General features: G+C 68.0%; 13 protein-coding genes and 1 pseudogene. 11 read left to right on the top strand and 3 right to left on the bottom strand.

Features of this window, described 5'->3' with window-relative positions; genetic code table 11:
- Positions 1-29 precede the first annotated feature (29 nt).
- The 3 genes and pseudogenes from DID99_RS05740 to DID99_RS05730 all read left to right on the top strand — a co-directional run bounded on the left by DID99_RS05740 (position 30) and on the right by DID99_RS05730 (position 3,189).
- Positions 30-1,288: pseudogene (locus DID99_RS05740) on the top strand (ABC transporter substrate-binding protein).
- Positions 1,289-1,342: 54 nt separating this feature from the next.
- Positions 1,343-2,311 carry a carbohydrate ABC transporter permease gene (locus tag DID99_RS05735; RefSeq protein ID WP_409333437.1) on the top strand — a complete coding sequence of 323 codons (969 nt, stop codon included), beginning with the start codon at positions 1,343-1,345 and terminating at the stop codon, positions 2,309-2,311.
- Between the two features lie 26 nt (positions 2,312-2,337).
- On the top strand, positions 2,338-3,189 hold the full coding sequence (locus DID99_RS05730) for a carbohydrate ABC transporter permease (RefSeq protein ID WP_039318652.1): 852 nt from the start codon (positions 2,338-2,340) through the stop codon (positions 3,187-3,189).
- 263 nt (positions 3,190-3,452) lie between these two features.
- On the opposite strand, the gene glcC is transcribed toward DID99_RS05730, so the two are convergent.
- Positions 3,453-4,223, bottom strand: coding sequence for a transcriptional regulator GlcC (gene glcC, locus DID99_RS05725; protein ID WP_124666287.1), 771 nt, complete (start codon positions 4,221-4,223; stop codon positions 3,453-3,455).
- Between the two features lie 231 nt (positions 4,224-4,454).
- On the opposite strand from glcC, the gene glcD reads away from it, so the two are divergent.
- Genes glcD through DID99_RS05700 form a run of 5 tightly spaced genes read left to right on the top strand, consistent with a single transcriptional unit; the run spans position 4,455 to position 10,938 of the window.
- Positions 4,455-5,954 (top strand): glycolate oxidase subunit GlcD, encoded by a 1,500-nt coding sequence (gene glcD, locus DID99_RS05720; RefSeq protein WP_124666286.1) that lies wholly within the window; start codon positions 4,455-4,457, stop codon positions 5,952-5,954.
- On the top strand, positions 5,954-7,036 hold the full coding sequence (glcE, locus tag DID99_RS05715; RefSeq protein ID WP_124666285.1) for a glycolate oxidase subunit GlcE: 1,083 nt from the start codon (positions 5,954-5,956) through the stop codon (positions 7,034-7,036). The genes glcD and glcE overlap by 1 nt, the downstream gene beginning before the upstream one ends.
- Before the next feature lie 26 nt (positions 7,037-7,062).
- Positions 7,063-8,283, top strand: a complete 1,221-nt coding sequence (glcF, locus tag DID99_RS05710; RefSeq protein ID WP_124666284.1) for a glycolate oxidase subunit GlcF — start codon at positions 7,063-7,065, stop codon at positions 8,281-8,283.
- A gap of 31 nt (positions 8,284-8,314) precedes the next feature.
- Positions 8,315-8,719 carry a heme-binding protein gene (locus DID99_RS05705; protein ID WP_044848880.1) on the top strand — a complete coding sequence of 135 codons (405 nt, stop codon included), beginning with the start codon at positions 8,315-8,317 and terminating at the stop codon, positions 8,717-8,719.
- A gap of 44 nt (positions 8,720-8,763) precedes the next feature.
- Positions 8,764-10,938, top strand: coding sequence for a malate synthase G (locus DID99_RS05700; protein WP_124666283.1), 2,175 nt, complete (start codon positions 8,764-8,766; stop codon positions 10,936-10,938).
- A gap of 51 nt (positions 10,939-10,989) precedes the next feature.
- Here the strand turns inward: DID99_RS05700 and DID99_RS05695 are convergent, their stop codons facing one another.
- On the bottom strand, positions 10,990-11,364 hold the full coding sequence (locus tag DID99_RS05695; protein WP_124666282.1) for a hypothetical protein: 375 nt from the start codon (positions 11,362-11,364) through the stop codon (positions 10,990-10,992).
- Positions 11,365-11,485: 121 nt separating this feature from the next.
- Here DID99_RS05695 and DID99_RS05690 point away from each other — a divergent pair, with 121 nt between their 5' ends.
- The 3 genes from DID99_RS05690 to DID99_RS05680 all read left to right on the top strand — a co-directional run bounded on the left by DID99_RS05690 (position 11,486) and on the right by DID99_RS05680 (position 15,223).
- Entirely contained in the window at positions 11,486-13,048 is a 1,563-nt protein-coding gene (locus DID99_RS05690; protein ID WP_124666281.1) for a sensor domain-containing diguanylate cyclase, read from the top strand.
- 120 nt (positions 13,049-13,168) lie between these two features.
- Entirely contained in the window at positions 13,169-14,548 is a 1,380-nt protein-coding gene (locus DID99_RS05685) for a cache domain-containing protein (protein WP_044848872.1), read from the top strand.
- 30 nt (positions 14,549-14,578) lie between these two features.
- On the top strand, positions 14,579-15,223 hold the full coding sequence (locus DID99_RS05680) for a response regulator transcription factor (RefSeq protein ID WP_044848871.1): 645 nt from the start codon (positions 14,579-14,581) through the stop codon (positions 15,221-15,223).
- A gap of 210 nt (positions 15,224-15,433) precedes the next feature.
- Here the strand turns inward: DID99_RS05680 and DID99_RS05675 are convergent, their stop codons facing one another.
- On the bottom strand, positions 15,434-16,030 hold the full coding sequence (locus DID99_RS05675) for a phospholipid-binding protein MlaC (protein ID WP_124485984.1): 597 nt from the start codon (positions 16,028-16,030) through the stop codon (positions 15,434-15,436).
- Positions 16,031-16,318 lie beyond the last annotated feature (288 nt).

Genomic DNA, 16,318 nt, shown 5'->3' with positions numbered 1-16,318 from the left:
CACAACGACAGACAGGAATGGAGACACCCATGACACATCGCCCCTTTCGCGTCGCCGCCCGGCTTGCGACCGCCGCCGCCATCGCGTTCGCTTCGTTCGGCGCCGCGGCGCCGGCCGACGCGGGCACGCTGACGATCAACATCGCGTTCAAGGGCGCCAGCCAGCGCGCGGTCTGGCAGTCGACGATCGAAGCGTTCCACAAGGCCCATCCCGACATCGACGTGAAGCCCACCTTCGTCGACGAGGAAGCGTACAAGGTGCAGCTCCCCGCATGGCTCACGACCGTCGCGCCCGACGTCGTGAACTGGCACGCGGGCGAGCGCATGGCGTACTACGCGAAGCGCGGGCTGTTCGAGGACCTGAGCGGCGACTGGAAGAAGAACGGCTGGGACGCGATGTACGCGTCGACGCGCAGCGCATCGTCCTATAACGGCAAGCAGTATGCGGCGCCGACCGTCTATTACTCGTGGGGGCTGTTCTACCGCAAGGACCTGTTCAGCAAGGTCGGCATCGCCGACGAGCCGAAGACCTGGGACCAGTTTCTCGATGCATGCAGGAAACTGAAGGCGCCGGCATCACGCCGATCGCGATCGGCGGCCGCGACGCGTGGACGCTCGCCGGCTGGTTCGACTATCTCGACCTGCGCCTGAACGGCAACGCGTTCCACCAGCAGCTGATGGCCGGCGACGTGCCGTATACCGATCCACGCGTGAAGAAGGTCTACACGACGTGGAAATCGCTGATCGACTCGGGCTACTTCATCGACAACGCGCTGTCCTACGATCTCGACGGCGCGCAGCCGTTCCTGTTCCAGGGCAAGGCCGCGATGATGCTGATGGGCACCTTCATCGCCGCGGGCTTTCCGCCGAACGTGAAGCAGGAAATGGGCTATTACCGCTTCCCCGTCATCGACCCGAAGGTGCCGACCGCCGAGGACGGCCCGGTCGAATCGCTGCACATCCCGACCAAGGCGAAGAACAAGGCCGACGCGCATACCTTCCTCGCGTTCGTCGAAACGCCCGAGATGGGCGCGAAGCTCGCCGAAGGGCTCGGTTCGCTGTCGGCCAACGGCAAGTCGCCGGAGCCGGCCGATCCGATCTCGCGCATCGGCTTCCGGATCCTCGCCGACACCCGCGGCGGCGTCGCGCAGTTCTACGACCGCGACATGACGAAGGAAATGGCCGACGAAGGGATGAAGGGGATGCAGCAGTTCGTCGCGAATCCCGCGCAGCTCGACACCGTGCTCGCGCAACTCGAACAGACCCGCAAGCGGATCTACAAGAAGTAACCGCGCGACCCCTGCGGCGGCCGAGTGCCGCCGCGTCCGCCCAGGAGGCTTGCCGTGTCCAGTCCGATCACGTCCAGACCCGTTGCAACGCCGGCTACCCCGGCCGCACCGCCCGCCGCCGCGCCGCCGGCCCGCAGCTCGCCTGCCGCGCTGCGCGCGCGCCGCCCGTCGCCGGCCGTGCGGCGGCAACGGCGCGCCGCGTGGCTCTTTCTCGCGCCCGCGTGCGCAATGGTTGCCGTCTATGTGATCTGGCCGATCCTGTCGACCCTGTGGCTGAGCCTCTGCAACTGGGACGGGATGACCGAGCGCACGTTCGTCGGCCTCGCGAACTACGCCGAGCTGCTGCAAGCGCCGACGTTCTACACCGCGCTGCGCAACAACGTGATCTGGCTCGCGCTGTTCATGCTCGCGCCGCCGCTCGGCCTCGCGCTCGCGCTGTACCTGAACCAGGCGGTCGCCGGCATCCGGCTCGTGAAGTCGCTGTTCTTCGCGCCGTTCGTGCTGTCGGGCGTGGTCGTCGGCCTGATCTTCTCGTGGTTCTACGATCCGACCTTCGGGCTGCTCGCGCTGATCGCCGGGCACGGGATTCCGGTGCTCGGCGATGCACGCTATGCGACCTTCGGCATCGTGTTCGCCGCGCTGTGGCCGCAGACCGCGTACTGCATGATCCTGTACCTCACAGGCCTCACGTCGGTGAACCCGGAGCAGATCGAAGCGGCACGGATGGAAGGCGCGCGCGGCTTCGCGCTGCTGTGGCACGTCGTGCTGCCGCAATTGCGGCCGACCACGTTCATGGCGATCGTCGTCACGGTGATCGGCGCGCTGCGCAGCTTCGACCTGATTTCGGTGATGACGGGCGGCGGCCCGTTCGAAAGCTCGACCGTGCTCGCGTATTACATGTACGACCAGGCGATCAAGTATTACCGGCTCGGCTATTCCGCGTCGATCGCGGTCGTGCTGTTCGCGATCATGCTCGTCTACATCGTGTTCCAGTTGCGCCGCATGCTGCGCAACGAGCAGTGATTTGACCTTCCGGGGAACCATCCATCATGTTTCCGACACCCGTTGCCCACTGGAAGCCGGTATCGCGCCGGCTGTACAAGCTGTCGCTGCCCGTCGCGCTCGTGATCTGGCTGCTGCCGATGATCGCGGTGTTCGTCACGTCGGTGCGCTCGACCGAGGAACTGGTCGAAGGTCACTACTGGGGCTGGCCGCGGCACTTCTCGATGATCGAGAACTATCGCGACGCGCTGACCACGTCGCCGATGCTGCATTACTTCTGGAACAGCGTGCAGATCACGGTGCCGTCGGTGCTCGGGTCGATCGCGCTCGCGGCGATGGCCGGGTTCGCGCTGGCGACTTACCGGTTTCGCGGGAATGCCGCGCTGTTCGGGACCTTCGTCGCGGGGAATTTCGTGCCGGTGCAGGTGCTGATGATTCCGGTTCGCGACTTGTCGCTGAGGCTCGGGGTGTTCAATACGGTCGAGGCGCTGATTCTCTTTCACGTCGCGTTTCAGACGGGGTTCTGTACGCTGTTTCTGCGCAATTTCATCAAGCAGCTGCCGTTCGAGCTGATCGAGGCGGCGCGGATCGAAGGCGCGGGCGAGTGGACGGTGTTCTGGCGGATCGTGTTGCCGTTGATCCGGCCGGCGCTGGCAGCGCTCGCGATTCTCGTGTTTACGTTCGTGTGGAACGATTACTTCTGGGCGCTGTGTCTCACGCAAGGTGACGAGGCCGCGCCGATTACCGCGGGTGTGGCGGCGCTGAAGGGACAATGGACGACTTCCTGGAACCTTGTTTCGGCCGGGTCGATTCTCGCTGCGTTGCCGTCGGTCGCGATGTTCTTCGCGATGCAGAAGCATTTCGTCGCGGGGCTCACGTTTGGGGCGACGAAAGGGTGAGCCGACGCCGAGCGCTGATCGCGGCTGTCTGCTCGCGGATTCGCATCTCCCCCTCTTCATCGAGAGGATTGCCCGCTTCGGCGGGCTTTTTTGCGCGTTTCGGGTACGAACTACACCCCAATTTCGCCCGATTCAACCGCCTGAGCGCATGTCGCGCAGCGGCTAAACAGGTCGTGTCGGGCCACGCATCGAATAGGCCGCATCGCCAGCTCAACATGCTTGACACACGCCCTGACGTCATCGGCCACGCTGGTTCACGTGACTCAAGTCCACCCTTCGAGCCGCAACGTCGAGCGCACGAGCCGCTGCTCCTCCTCTTCGATCTCGCGCAGATACTCGACGCACTGCCGGATATGCTCGCTCGCCGCCTTGCGGGCCTGGTCGGGCACCCGCCCCGTCACCGCGTTGTAGAGCCGCGCGTGCTGGCGGTCGATCTGCTTCTTCAGCGGCTCGCGATGATAGAGGTTGTTCACCGACGCGAACACGGAGCTGAGCAGCAGATCGGTCAGCGACTGCAGCGTGTTGACCAGCACCGGATTGTGCGACGCCTCGCAGATCGCGAGATGGAACGCATGGTCGAGCTTCGCGCGCGCGGCCGGATCGAGATCCAGCGCATCGGCCGCCGTCATCTCCTCGTAGCGGCGCTTGATCAGGATGAAGTCGGCGGGTGTGCCGCGCAGCGCGGCGAGCCGCGCGGCTTCGGTCTCGAGCATGCCGCGCACCTCGAACAGGTCGTACAGCGTGCGCGGCTGCGAGCCGAGCAGATGCATCATCGGCGAGACTTCGCGCTGCGGGGTCAGGCTCGCGACGAACGAGCCCTTGCCGTGCGTCGTGTCGATGATCCCGCGCGCGCGCAGCAGCTTCATCCCTTCGCGCACGGCCGTGCGCGACACGCCGAGCTTCTCGGTCAGCCGACGTTCGGACGGCAGCGCCTGCCCGGCCTTCAACACGCCGTCGACGATCAGCTGCTCGATCCGCTCGGCGACGACATCGGCGACATTGCGCGCCGGCGCTTGTCGATTCTGCATTTCCATACTGGTATGACCACTTTGGACTGATGTCGCCGATTTTCGCACAAACCCTTGTGCGGATTGCGTTTCCTGTCACATCGAGCCACTTCTCGAAAACACTCTAAGAAAAACTGGTATGACCACGCGGGCGGCATCTGGACACGCCCCCGCCGCCCGCCAAGAATGCCGTCCATCGGCGTGCCGAGCGTCCCGCGGCCGCCTGCACGATGAAGATGGTGGAGACGGAGACACACGATGAGTTTCACCTACGACGAACGGATCGACGGCCCGTTGGCGACCGTCGACCGCGACACGCTCGTCGCCGCGCTCGACGCGGCGGCGCCCGGCCTCGACGTGCTGCACGAGCGCGAGGCGCTGAAGCCGTTCGAATGCGACGGCCTCGCCGCGTACCGCACGGTGCCGCTTGCGGTCGTGCTGCCCGACACGGTCGAGCAGGTGCGTGCGGTGCTGCGCGTCGCGGCCGCGCACGGCGTGCCGGTCGTCGCGCGCGGCGCGGGCACCGGGCTGTCGGGCGGCGCGATGCCGCTCGAAAAAGGCATCCTGCTCGTGATGTCGAAGTTCAACCGGATCCTGGAAATCGACGCCGACGCCGGCATCGCGCGCGTGCAGCCGGGCGTGCGCAACCTCGCGATCTCGCAGGCCGCGGCACCCTACGGCCTCTACTACGCGCCCGATCCGTCGTCGCAGATCGCGTGCTCGATCGGCGGCAACGTCGCCGAAAACGCGGGCGGCGTGCACTGCCTCAAATACGGGCTGACGGTGCACAACATCCTGAAGGCCGAGATCCTGACGATCGACGGCGACACGCTGACGCTCGGCGCCGACGCGCTCGACGCCCCCGGCTTCGACCTGCTCGCGCTGTTCACCGGCTCCGAGGGGATGCTCGGCATCGTCACCGAGGTGACGGTGAAGCTGCTGCCGAAACCGTCGAGCGTGAAGGTGCTGATGGCGAGCTTCGACGACGTGGCCGAAGCCGGCGCGGCGGTCGCGCGGATCATCGGCGCGGGCGTGATTCCCGGCGGGCTCGAGATGATGGACAACCTCGCGATCCGCGCGGCCGAGGACTTCATCCACGCCGGCTACCCGGTCGACGCGCAGGCGATCCTGCTGTGCGAACTCGACGGCGCCGCGACCGATGTCGACGAAGACGCCGAACGCGTGGCCGCGCTGCTGCGCGACGCCGGCGCGTCGGAGATCCGCGTCGCGCGCGACGAAGCGGAGCGGCAACGCTTCTGGGCCGGCCGCAAGAACGCGTTCCCGGCGGTCGGCCGCATGTCGCCCGACTACTACTGCATGGACGGCACGATCCCGCGCCGCGAGCTGCCGCGCGTGCTCGAAGGGATCGCCGCGCTGTCCGCGCAATACGCGCTGCCGGTCGCGAACGTGTTCCATGCGGGCGACGGCAACATGCATCCGCTGATCCTGTTCGACGCGAACCGTCCCGGCGAGCTCGACCGCGCGGAAGCGCTCGGCGGCAAGATCCTCGAACTGTGCGTCGCGGCAGGCGGCAGCATCACCGGCGAACACGGTGTCGGGCGCGAGAAGATCAACCAGATGTGCGTGCAGTTCAACGCCGACGAAATCACGTTCTTCCACGCGGTGAAGGCCGCGTTCGATCCGCAGCGCCTGCTCAACCCCGGCAAGAACATCCCGACGCTGCACCGCTGCGCCGAGTTCGGCGCGATGCACGTCCATCACGGCAAGCTGCCGTTTCCCGAACTGGAGCGCTTCTGATGCGACGCGAACGCGAACCCGAATCGATCGACGACAGCGCGGCGCTCGTCGCGCAGGTCGACGCCGCGATCCACGCGCGCCAGCCGCTGCACATCCGCGGCGCGGGCACGAAGGCGTTCGTCGGCCGCGCGGTCGAAGGCCGCGCGCTCGACGTGCGCACGCACCGCGGCATCGTCGCGTACGACCCGACCGAACTTGTCATCACCGCACGCGCGGGCACGCCGCTCGCCGAACTGGAAGCGATGCTCGACGCGGCCGGCCAGATGCTGCCGTGCGAGCCGCCCACGTTCGGCGGCACGGCAACGGTGGGCGGCATGTTCGCGGCGGCGCTGTCGGGGCCGCGCCGCCCGTGGGCCGGCGCGGTGCGCGACTTCGTGCTCGGCTGTCGCGTGATCACCGGCCACGCGAAGCACCTGCGCTTCGGCGGCGAGGTGATGAAGAACGTCGCGGGCTACGACGTGTCGCGGCTGCTCGCGGGCAGTTTCGGCTGTCTCGGCGTCGTGACGGAAGTGTCGCTGAAGGTGCTGCCGAAGCCGCGCGCGACCGGCGATCTCGCCTTACAGCTCGCTGCCGCCGAAGCCGTGCAGCGCGTCGCGGCATGGCGTCGCGCGGGGCTGCCGCTCGCGGGTGCGTGCCACGCGGACGGCGTGCTGCGCGTGCGGCTCGAAGGCGGCGAGGGCTCGGTGAAGGCCGCGCGCGACACGATCGGCGGCGAGCGGATGGACGATCGCGACGACGGGTTCTGGGCGCGGCTGCGCGACCTGTCGCTGCCGTTCTTCGACGATCCGCGCCCGCTGTGGCGCGTATCGGTGCCGGCGGCCGCGCCGCTCGAAGCGCTGCCCGGCGCGCTGCTCGTCGACTGGGGCGGCGCGCAGCGCTGGCTGAAAAGCGACGCCGCGCCGGCCGACGTGCAGCACTTCGCAGCGCAGTGGGGCGGCCACGCGAGCTGCTTCACGCCCGGCACGACGCCCGAGCCGTTCCAGCCGCTGCCGCCCGCGCTGCTGCGCGTGCATCGGCAGCTGAAGGCGCAGCTCGATCCGCATGCGATCTTCAATCCCGGCCGCCTGTACGCGAACGTCTGACGCCAACCCGACTTCGAACCGCCGATATGCAAACCAATCTCAGCGAAGCCAGCACGGCCCTCGACCGGGCCGACGAAGCGGAAGCGATCCTGCGCGCGTGCGTGCACTGCGGCTTCTGCAATGCGACCTGCCCGACCTATCAAGTGCTCGGCAACGAGCTCGACGGGCCGCGCGGACGCATCTACCTGATCAAGCAAATGCTCGAAGGCGAGCCGTGCGGCGAGCGCACGCAGCAGCATCTCGACCGCTGCCTGACCTGCCGCAACTGCGAGACGACCTGCCCGTCCGGCGTGCGCTATCACACGCTGCTCGACATCGGCCGCGCGGAAGCCGAGAAGCGCGCGCGGCGGCCTGCGCGCGAGCGCCTGCTGCGCGCGGGCCTGCGTCACGTGGTGCCGCGGCCGGCAACCTTCGCCGCGCTGCTGAAGGCCGGCCGCGCGCTGCGCCCGCTGCTGCCCGGCACGCTGCAGGACAAGATTCCGGCCGCCGTGCCCGCCGCCACGCCGCGCCCGCCGGTACGCCATGCGCGGCGCGTGCTGATGCTGGAAGGCTGCGTGCAGCCTTCGCTGTCGCCGAACACGAACGCGGCCGCCGCGCGCGTGCTCGACCGCCTCGGCATCAGCGTGACGCCCGCGCGCGAAGCCGGCTGCTGCGGCGCGACCGAATATCATTTGAACGCGCAGGATGCCGGGCTCGCGCGCGCACGCCGCAACATCGACGCGTGGTGGCCTGCGATCGAAGCCGGCGCGGAGGCGATCGTGCTGACGGCGAGCGGCTGCGGCGCGTTCGTGAAGGAATACGGCGACCTGCTGCGCTCCGACCCCGTCTATGCGGACAAGGCGCGGCACGTCAGCGCGCTCGCGCGCGACCTCGCGGAAGTGATCGCGGCCGAGCCGCTCGACGCGCTGGCCGAGTCGACGCGACGCCGCGTCGCGGTCCACTGCCCGTGCACGCTGCAGCACGCGCAGCGGCTCGGCGGCGCGGTCGAAAGCATCCTGACGCGGCTCGGCTTCGATCTGACGAATGTCGCCGACGGCCATCTCTGCTGCGGCTCGGCCGGCACCTATGCGCTGACGCAGCCCGAACTCGCGGCCAGGCTGCGCGACAACAAGCTCGACGCGCTCGAAGCCGCGCGGCCGGACCTGATTGTCACGGCCAACGTCGGCTGCCAGACTCACCTGAACGGCGCGGGCCGCACGCGCGTGCGCCACTGGATCGAGCTCGTCGACGACCGACGGGTCGACTGATTCCACCGACCGCTGATTCCGGAGGAACATGATGCAAACCAAACCCGAACTCCAGCTCGCCGACGCCGAACGCATGCTCGCGGCCGCCCGCGTGGAAGCCGCACGGCACGGCTGGGCCGTATCGATCGCCATCGTCGACGACGGCGGCCACCTGCTCGCGTTCGCGCGCCTGGACGGCGCGTCGCCGGCCAGCGCCGTCATCGCGCAGGACAAGGCGCGTGCGGCGGCGCTCGGCCGGCGCGAGACGAAAGCGTATGAGGATATGATCAACGGTGGCCGCACCGCGTTTCTCAGCGTGCCGCTGACGGGCTTGCTCGAAGGCGGCGTGCCGGTAGCGTTCGACGGCCGGATTGCGGGCGCAATCGGCGTGTCTGGCGTAAAGTCCGAGCAGGACGCGCTGATCGCCCGCGCCGGCGTACAAAGCGTCGCGACATGAGTCAGCCAAGCCGCGCGCGAATTTTTTCCCCGGGAGGAATCACGATGATCGACCAAGCAGGACTGCAAGTCGCGCCAGCGCTGAGCCAGTTCATTGAAAACGAAGCACTGCCGGGCACCGGTATCGACAAGGCCGCGTTCTGGAGCGGTTTCTCGGCCCTGGTACACGACCTCGCGCCGCGCAACCGCGAGCTGCTCGCGGAACGCGACCGCCTGCAGCAGGAACTCGACACGTGGCATCGCGCGCACCCCGGCCCGGTGCGCGACCATGCCGCGTTTCGCGCATTTCTCGAAGAGATCGGCTACCTCGTGCCGGTCCCGTCGAACGTCGCGGCAGCCACCGCGAACGTCGACAGCGAAATCGCGACGCAGGCCGGCCCGCAGCTCGTCGTGCCGCTGTCGAACGCGCGCTATGCGCTGAACGCCGCGAACGCACGCTGGGGCAGCCTGTACGACGCGCTGTACGGCACCGATGCGCTACCCGAGGACGGCGGCGCCGAGCGCACCACGGCGTACAACCCGACGCGCGGCCAGCGCGTGATCGACTACGCGCGCGGCGTGCTCGACAACGCGGCGCCGCTCGCGAGCGGCTCGCACCGCGACGCGCTGCGCTATCGCGTGGAAGACGGCCAGCTCGCCGTCGAAACCGGCAAGGGCGTCGTGCACCTCGCGCAGCCGGCACAGTTCGTCGGCTACCAGGGTGCGGCGGGCGCGCCGTCCGCGATCCTGCTGAAGCACAACGGCCTGCACCTCGAGATCCAGATCGACGCGTCCACCGCCATCGGCCGCGCCGATCTCGCGAACGTGAAGGACGTCGTGCTCGAAGCCGCGGTCAGCACGATCATCGACTGCGAGGATTCGGTCGCGGCGGTCGACGCCGACGACAAGGTCCAGCTCTACCGCAACTGGCTCGGCCTGATGCAGGGCACGCTGGTCGAGGAGGTCGCGAAGGGCGGCAAGACCTTCACGCGCCGCCTGAACGCCGATCGCGAGTACACCACGCCGGCCGGCGGCACGCTGGTGCTGCACGGCCGCTCGCTGCTGTTCGTGCGCAACGTCGGCCACCTGATGACCAACGGCGCGGTGCTGGACCGCGACGGCAACGAGATTCCGGAAGGCATCCTCGACGGTGTCGTCACGACGCTGTGCGCGCTGCACGACCTGAAGGCCAAGCGCAACTCGCGCACCGGCTCGATCTACATCGTGAAGCCGAAGATGCACGGCCCGGTCGAAGTCGCGTTCGCCGACACGCTGTTCGCGCGCATCGAGGATCTGTACGGCCTGCCGCGCAACACGCTGAAGATGGGCATCATGGACGAGGAGCGCCGCACCAGCGTGAACCTCGCCGCCTGTATCGCGGCGGCGGCCGCGCGCGTCGCGTTCATCAACACCGGCTTCCTCGACCGCACCGGCGACGAGATGCACACCGCGATGGAAGCGGGCCCGATGATCCGCAAGGGCGACATGAAGTCGTCGGCGTGGATCCAGGCGTACGAGCGCAACAACGTGCTCGCGGGCCTGTCGGCCGGCCTGCGCGGCCGCGCGCAGATCGGCAAGGGCATGTGGGCGATGCCGGACCTGATGCACGCGATGCTCGAGCAGAAGATCGCGCATCCGCGCGCCGGCGCGAACACCGCGTGGGTGCCGTCGCCGACCGCCGCGACGCTGCACGCGCTGCACTACCATCTCGTCGACGTGCAGGCCATCCAGCAGGAACTCGAGAAGACGCCGTACGCAAGCGAGCGCGACACGCTGCTCGAAGGGCTGCTGACCGTGCCGGTCGTCGAGCGCGCCGCGTGGAGCGAGAGCGAAATCCTGAGCGAGGTCGAGAACAACGCGCAGGGCATTCTCGGCTACGTCGTGCGCTGGGTCGAACAGGGTGTCGGCTGCTCGAAGGTGCCGGACATCCACGACGTCGGCCTGATGGAAGACCGCGCGACGCTGCGCATCTCGAGCCAGCACATCGCGAACTGGCTGCGCCACGGCGTGATCACCGAGGCCTTCGTGCTCGACGTGTTCAAGCGGATGGCGCGCGTCGTCGACCAGCAGAACGCCGGCGACCCGAACTATCGCCCGATGGCGCCCGGCTACGACCAGTCGACCGCGTTCAAGGCCGCATGCGCACTGGCGCTGCAGGGCACGTCGCAGCCGAGCGGTTATACCGAGCCGCTGCTGCATCGGTTCCGGCTCGCGTACAAGGCGCAACAGCACGGCGCGTAAGCCTTCGCATGCGGGCTTTCCCGCATGCGGTTTTCACGAAGCGGGCAGCCATTACGGCTGCCCGTTTTTACATTCGAATTCATGCAAACGCTGAAACGGATAATCGATCCGAATCGCACGATTTAAGGTTCCGCGTGCACCTGCCGTTAAAGCATGTAAATCGGCGACGGCAGTATGCGCGCTGCCCCCTCCTGGCGCAAAGCCTTGCGCTGCAACGTTCCCCACGCGACTGGCAAGTCTCGGCCAGGGCGATAATTTGATCCGGATCAACGGTCCGCAACATTTTCCGCGTGCACGAATGCGCGCGTTATACTCGGACCAATCCGCGCCGCCCGATTCGTCGGATCGTCGAATCGCGGCAACTCTTGCCGGTGAGCAGGTGATGCAGCGGTTTATCCGGCCGCCATCGCCGATCATCGGCATCATGTTCCAGATCGGTCGGGCGGAATGCGCACCGGGGGGTGCATTCCGGATCATCGCCGGCAAATCATACGAACAATCGCATCGGCCCGCCGCCCCGGCGACGATGCCCATCGATCCACGGACCATGGCAGAAACCGACTACGCAATGCCCAGCGAATCCGGCCTGACAAGCCGCGTCGCCGCCCAATTGCGCCGGTTCCTGCTGCCGCACCTGATCTTCTATTCAGGGCTGCTGATCGCACTGATCCTGTTGTTGCTGTGCGGCATCCTGCTGTACGAAGGCCGGATCGACGCACGCGATCGCGCGCGCACCACCCAGCAGAACATCGCGCTGATGGCGTCGTGGGACATCGAGCGCAACATCGAGTTCTATTCGCTGTCGCTGCAGGCGGTCGTCGAAGGCGAGAACGATCCCGCGGTCCTCGCGCTGCCGATGCCGCTGCGCCGCCAGGTGCTGTTCGATCGCGCGACGACGGCCAAGTATCTCGGCGGCATCTACGTGCTCGACACGAACGGCGACATCGCGGTCGACGGCAAGAGCGACGTGCCGCGCAAGGCCAACTTCGGCAACGAGTCGTACTTCACGGTGCACCGCGACAACCCGGACGTCGGCCTGTACGTCAGCGACCCGTACCGTTCGCGATTGCGCGGCGGCTCGCCGAGCATTGCGCTCAGCCGGCGGATCACGCGGCCCGACGGGTCGTTCGGCGGCGTCGCCGTGATGTCGATCCGGCTCGAATATTTCCAGGACCTGTTCTCGCGCCTCTCGCTCGGCGATCGCGGGTCGATGGCGCTGATCAATACGAAGGGCCTGATGCTCGCGCGCCAGCCTTACGATCCGGCGATCGTCGGCCGCAACATCAGCAAGGCCAGCACGTTCCGCCGGTTCATGACCGCCAACGAAGGGAGCTTCGCCGATACCGCGTCGATCGACGGCGTGCGGCGCCTGTACGTGTTCCGGCACCTCGACCACCTGCCGCTGATCATCATGGTCGCGCGCTCGGAGGCGGACACCTACGCCGCGTGGTACGACCGCGCGATCCCGATCGGCTCGGCGATGGCCTTGCTCGCGCTCGGCTTCGTCGGCCTGTCGATGCTGCTCGACATCCAGCTGCGCAAGCGGCACCGCGCGGAAACCGAGCTGGAAGCGCTCGCGCGCACCGACGGCCTCACGGGCCTCGACAACCGCCGGATGCTCGACGTCACGCTCGCGCGCGAATGGCGCCGCGCGGCGCGCTCGCAGCACGCGCTGTCGCTGCTGTTCGTCGATGTCGATCACTTCAAGCGCTACAACGACACGCAAGGCCACCAGGCCGGCGACGATGCGCTCGCCGCGGTCGGCCGCTGCATCGCCGGATGCCTGCGCCGCCCGGCCGACTATGCAGCGCGCTACGGCGGCGAGGAGTTCGTCGTGGTGCTGCCGGACGTCGACACGCCCGGCGCCGTGACAATCGCCGAATCGATCCGCACCGCCATCCTCGATCTCGGCATCCTGCACGACACGGATGCGTCGGACCGCCTGACCGCGAGCATCGGCGTGACGACCTGCTATCCGGAACTCGACGACAGCATCCAGGCCGCACTGAAGCTCGCCGACGACGCGCTGTACCGCGCGAAGGAAGGCGGGCGCAACCAGGTCGTCGTGCAGACGGCCCCGTCCGCCGAGCGCACGCTGCGGCGCGCCTGAGCCACGGCTGGCCGCCCGGCCGCCACAGCGCCGGCCGCGGGCGAAATCGCCGACAATGTCGGCTCGCCCGGCCGCCGCGCGACACGCGCGCCCGCCGGCTCGCGCCCGCTTCACACCACCATGAGACTCAAGGCAAAGATTTTCCTTCTGGCCATCGTGCCGTTCCTGCTCGCGATCGCCGGCATCGGCTTCGGCGTGCGCCAGCAGGCGACGTCGCTCGCGCGCACGCAGCACGCGACGATCCAGGCCGCCTACCTGTCGAGCAAGGAAGTCGAGCTGAAGCATTACGTCGAACTCGCGACGAGTGCGATCATGCCGCTGTACGACGCGAGCGGCCGCAATGCGCGCGACGACGGACTGCTGCGCACGCAGGCGCTCGCGATGCTGCAGAAGATGGATTTCGGCCCCGACGGCTATTTCTTCGTATACGACCTGCACGGCAATGCGCTGATGCATCCGCGCGAGCCCGAGCGCGTCGGCCACAACTACTGGTCGATGCGCGACCCGCAGGGCGCGCTGACGATCCAGCAGCTGATCGGCGCCGCGTCCCACGGCGGCGGCTACGTGCGCTACACGTGGCAGCGGCCGTCGACGGGCAAGCCCGCGCCGAAGCTCGGCTACGTCGTCGCGCTCGAACGCTGGGGCTGGATGGTCGGCACCGGCATCTATCTCGACGACGTCGACACCGCGCTGCAGCGCATCGACGCGCGCGCGTCCGCGAACATCGAGCGCACGATGAGCTGGCTCACCGCGATCGCCCTGACCGGCGCGGCGGCGATCGCCGTCTGTGCGCTGGTGCTGAACGTCAGCGAGTCGCGCAGCGCCGACGCGAAGCTCAAGCAGCTCGCGCAGCGCGTCGTCGAATCGCAGGAGCAGGAGCGCGAGCGGCTGTCGCGCGAGCTGCATGACGGGATCAGCCAGATGATGGTGTCCGCGAAGCTGATGCTCGAATCCGCACTCGCGCGCTTCGAGCGCGGCACCGCGCGCATGCCCGAGGCCGAGCAGGCGCTCGCATCGGGCGTCGGGCGGCTCGGCGACACGCTGCGCGAAGTGCGCCGCATCTCACACGCGCTGCGCCCGGCGATGCTCGACGATCTCGGCCTCGCCGCCGCGCTCGAGCAGCTCGTGCGCGAGCTCGGCGCGGAAAGCGGCATCGACATCGGCTATACGCAGGTGGCGCACAGCGGCGCGCGGCCGCTGCCCGCGCCGGTCAACACGGCGCTGTTCCGGATCGCGCAGGAAGCGCTCAGCAACATCGTGCATCATGCGCAGGCGTCGCGCGCGGCCGTCACGCTCGACGTCGGCGCGCATGCCGTCACGCTGACCATCGCCGACAACGGCTGCGGCTTCGACGCCGAGCGTACGCAGACCGACGCGCGCCGCGGCATCGGGCTGCGCAACATGCGCGAGCGGCTCGACGCGCTGGGCGGCATGCTGACGATCACGTCGCAGGTCGGCCATACCGTCGTGGCCGCGCGCGTGCCGCTGCGCGCCGCCTGAACACGATCCCCATAACCGGAGACCTTGCCCATGAGTGCCCCCGACACCGCCCGGCCCGCTGCCCGACTGCTGCTGGTCGACGATCATCCGCTGGTGCGCGACGGCCTGCGGATGCGGCTCGAGGCGGCCGACCTGTCGGTGGTCGGCGAAGCCGGCAACGCGGACGAGGCGCTTGCGCTCGCCGCGTCGCTCGAGCCCGATCTCGCGCTGATGGACGTCGGCATGAACGGGATGAACGGCATCACGCTCGCCGGCGTGTTCCACGAGCGCTTTCCGGGGATTCGCGTGCTCATGCTGTCGATGCACGACAACATCGAATACGTGACGCAGGCCGTGCGCGCCGGCGCGAGCGGCTACCTGCTGAAGGATTCGCCCGCGAGCGAGATCGTGCGCGCGATCGGCTCGGTGCTGGCCGGGCAGACGTTCTTCAGCGAAGGGCTCGCCGCGCGGATGATCCAGGCGAGCGCGACCGCGTCGCCCCTCGACCGGCTGACGCCGCGCGAGCGCGACATCCTCGATGCACTGGCCGAGGGGCTGTCGAGCAAGCAGATCGCGCAGCAGACGGGGCTGTCGGTCCGCACGGTGGAAACGCATCGGCTCAACCTGAAGCGCAAGCTCGAGATCGAAGGGCAGGCGGAGCTGATCAAGTTCGCGGTCGAGCATCGGCGGCGGTAGGGCGGCGACGTGCGGCGCCGCAAAAGGCACTCTGCGCGTCGGTCACATTGATTAGCCCTACGATGCTGTTTTTTCTCGCTTCGCATGTGATTCGCCGAGTCGGCATCGCGCAGTGGCAATCGCCGCTCGACCGCTCGACTGACCACGAACGAAAAAGGCGCCCGGAGGCGCCTTTCACTCATCCAAAATCCAGACTGCGCGCAGCGACGCTCAATTCGTCCGCGAATTGTGCTTCTGCAGATACGCGATCAGGCCGTCGATCCCGCCCGACGCGAGCTGGCTCTTGAACTGCCCTTGGTAGACCTGGATCAGCCACGCACCCGACATGTCGATGTCGTAGATCTTCCAGTCGCTGCCGACCTTGCCGAGCCGGTAGCCGACCGACTGGCTGTCGCCCGGCGTCGTGACCGTCGACTGCACCAGCGCATCGGCACCCGACGCGCCGCCGGCCTTGAACGAGAACTTCGCGTCCTGGCTGCCGAGCTGCGCGAGCGACGCGGCATAGGTACGCGTCATCAGCAGCTTGAACTGCTTGTACAGCTCCTGCTGCTGTTGCGGCGTCGCCTGCTTCCAGGCATCGCCGACCGCGATGCGGGTCGTGCGCTCGAAGTTCGTCGCGGGCAGGAAGCGCTGCTCGACGACTTGCGTGACTTTTGCCATGTCGCCGCCGCGCGCACCCGGATCGGCCTTCATCGCGTTGACGGTGCCTTCGACCGCATTACGGACGATGTCGACCGGCGCGCTCTGCGCGAAAGCGGAAACCGACACGGCGGCCGCCGCGACGAAAGCAAACAGATGACGTTTCATACGGATATTCGCACTCGGTGAAAAAAACGGACGGCGGATTGCATCGATCGCATCGGCCGGTGGGTCGAAGTATAGCGGCCCGGCGGCCCGCCTGCCGTGCGGTGACCGACTGTTACCTTTCAGCCCCTTTTGTCACAGGGTGCCGGCCGCTGCGCGATCGGTGCCGATTATGTCAATTTCCGCCGCCCATTCGTCCGACGATTCGCGGCGATTCCCTCCCGGCGCAGCAAATATCCTTCCCGCCCCTTTACGCTCCAACGTGGCGACCGACGTCACGTGGCGCCGGTA

The organism is Burkholderia sp. Bp8986, from assembly GCF_003854225.1.
GTDB lineage: Bacteria > Pseudomonadota > Gammaproteobacteria > Burkholderiales > Burkholderiaceae > Burkholderia.
This window is presented reverse-complemented; position numbering and strand designations above follow the sequence as displayed.

What these genes read in the sequence shown, in the direction of transcription:
- glcD (WP_124666286.1), top strand. Translation starts at nt 4,455, where the DNA reads ATGAGTTTCACCTACGACGAACGGATCGACGGCCCGTTGGCGACCGTC.
- DID99_RS05690 (WP_124666281.1), top strand. Translation starts at nt 11,486, where the DNA reads ATGGCAGAAACCGACTACGCAATGCCCAGCGAATCCGGCCTGACAAGC.
- glcC (WP_124666287.1), bottom strand. Translation starts at nt 4,223, where the DNA reads ATGGAAATGCAGAATCGACAAGCGCCGGCGCGCAATGTCGCCGATGTC.
- DID99_RS05675 (WP_124485984.1), bottom strand. Translation starts at nt 16,030, where the DNA reads ATGAAACGTCATCTGTTTGCTTTCGTCGCGGCGGCCGCCGTGTCGGTT.
- DID99_RS05695 (WP_124666282.1), bottom strand. Translation starts at nt 11,364, where the DNA reads ATGATGCCGATGATCGGCGATGGCGGCCGGATAAACCGCTGCATCACC.
- DID99_RS05680 (WP_044848871.1), top strand. Translation starts at nt 14,579, where the DNA reads ATGAGTGCCCCCGACACCGCCCGGCCCGCTGCCCGACTGCTGCTGGTC.
- DID99_RS05705 (WP_044848880.1), top strand. Translation starts at nt 8,315, where the DNA reads ATGCAAACCAAACCCGAACTCCAGCTCGCCGACGCCGAACGCATGCTC.
- DID99_RS05730 (WP_039318652.1), top strand. Translation starts at nt 2,338, where the DNA reads ATGTTTCCGACACCCGTTGCCCACTGGAAGCCGGTATCGCGCCGGCTG.
- DID99_RS05685 (WP_044848872.1), top strand. Translation starts at nt 13,169, where the DNA reads ATGAGACTCAAGGCAAAGATTTTCCTTCTGGCCATCGTGCCGTTCCTG.
- glcE (WP_124666285.1), top strand. Translation starts at nt 5,954, where the DNA reads ATGCGACGCGAACGCGAACCCGAATCGATCGACGACAGCGCGGCGCTC.
- DID99_RS05700 (WP_124666283.1), top strand. Translation starts at nt 8,764, where the DNA reads ATGATCGACCAAGCAGGACTGCAAGTCGCGCCAGCGCTGAGCCAGTTC.
- glcF (WP_124666284.1), top strand. Translation starts at nt 7,063, where the DNA reads ATGCAAACCAATCTCAGCGAAGCCAGCACGGCCCTCGACCGGGCCGAC.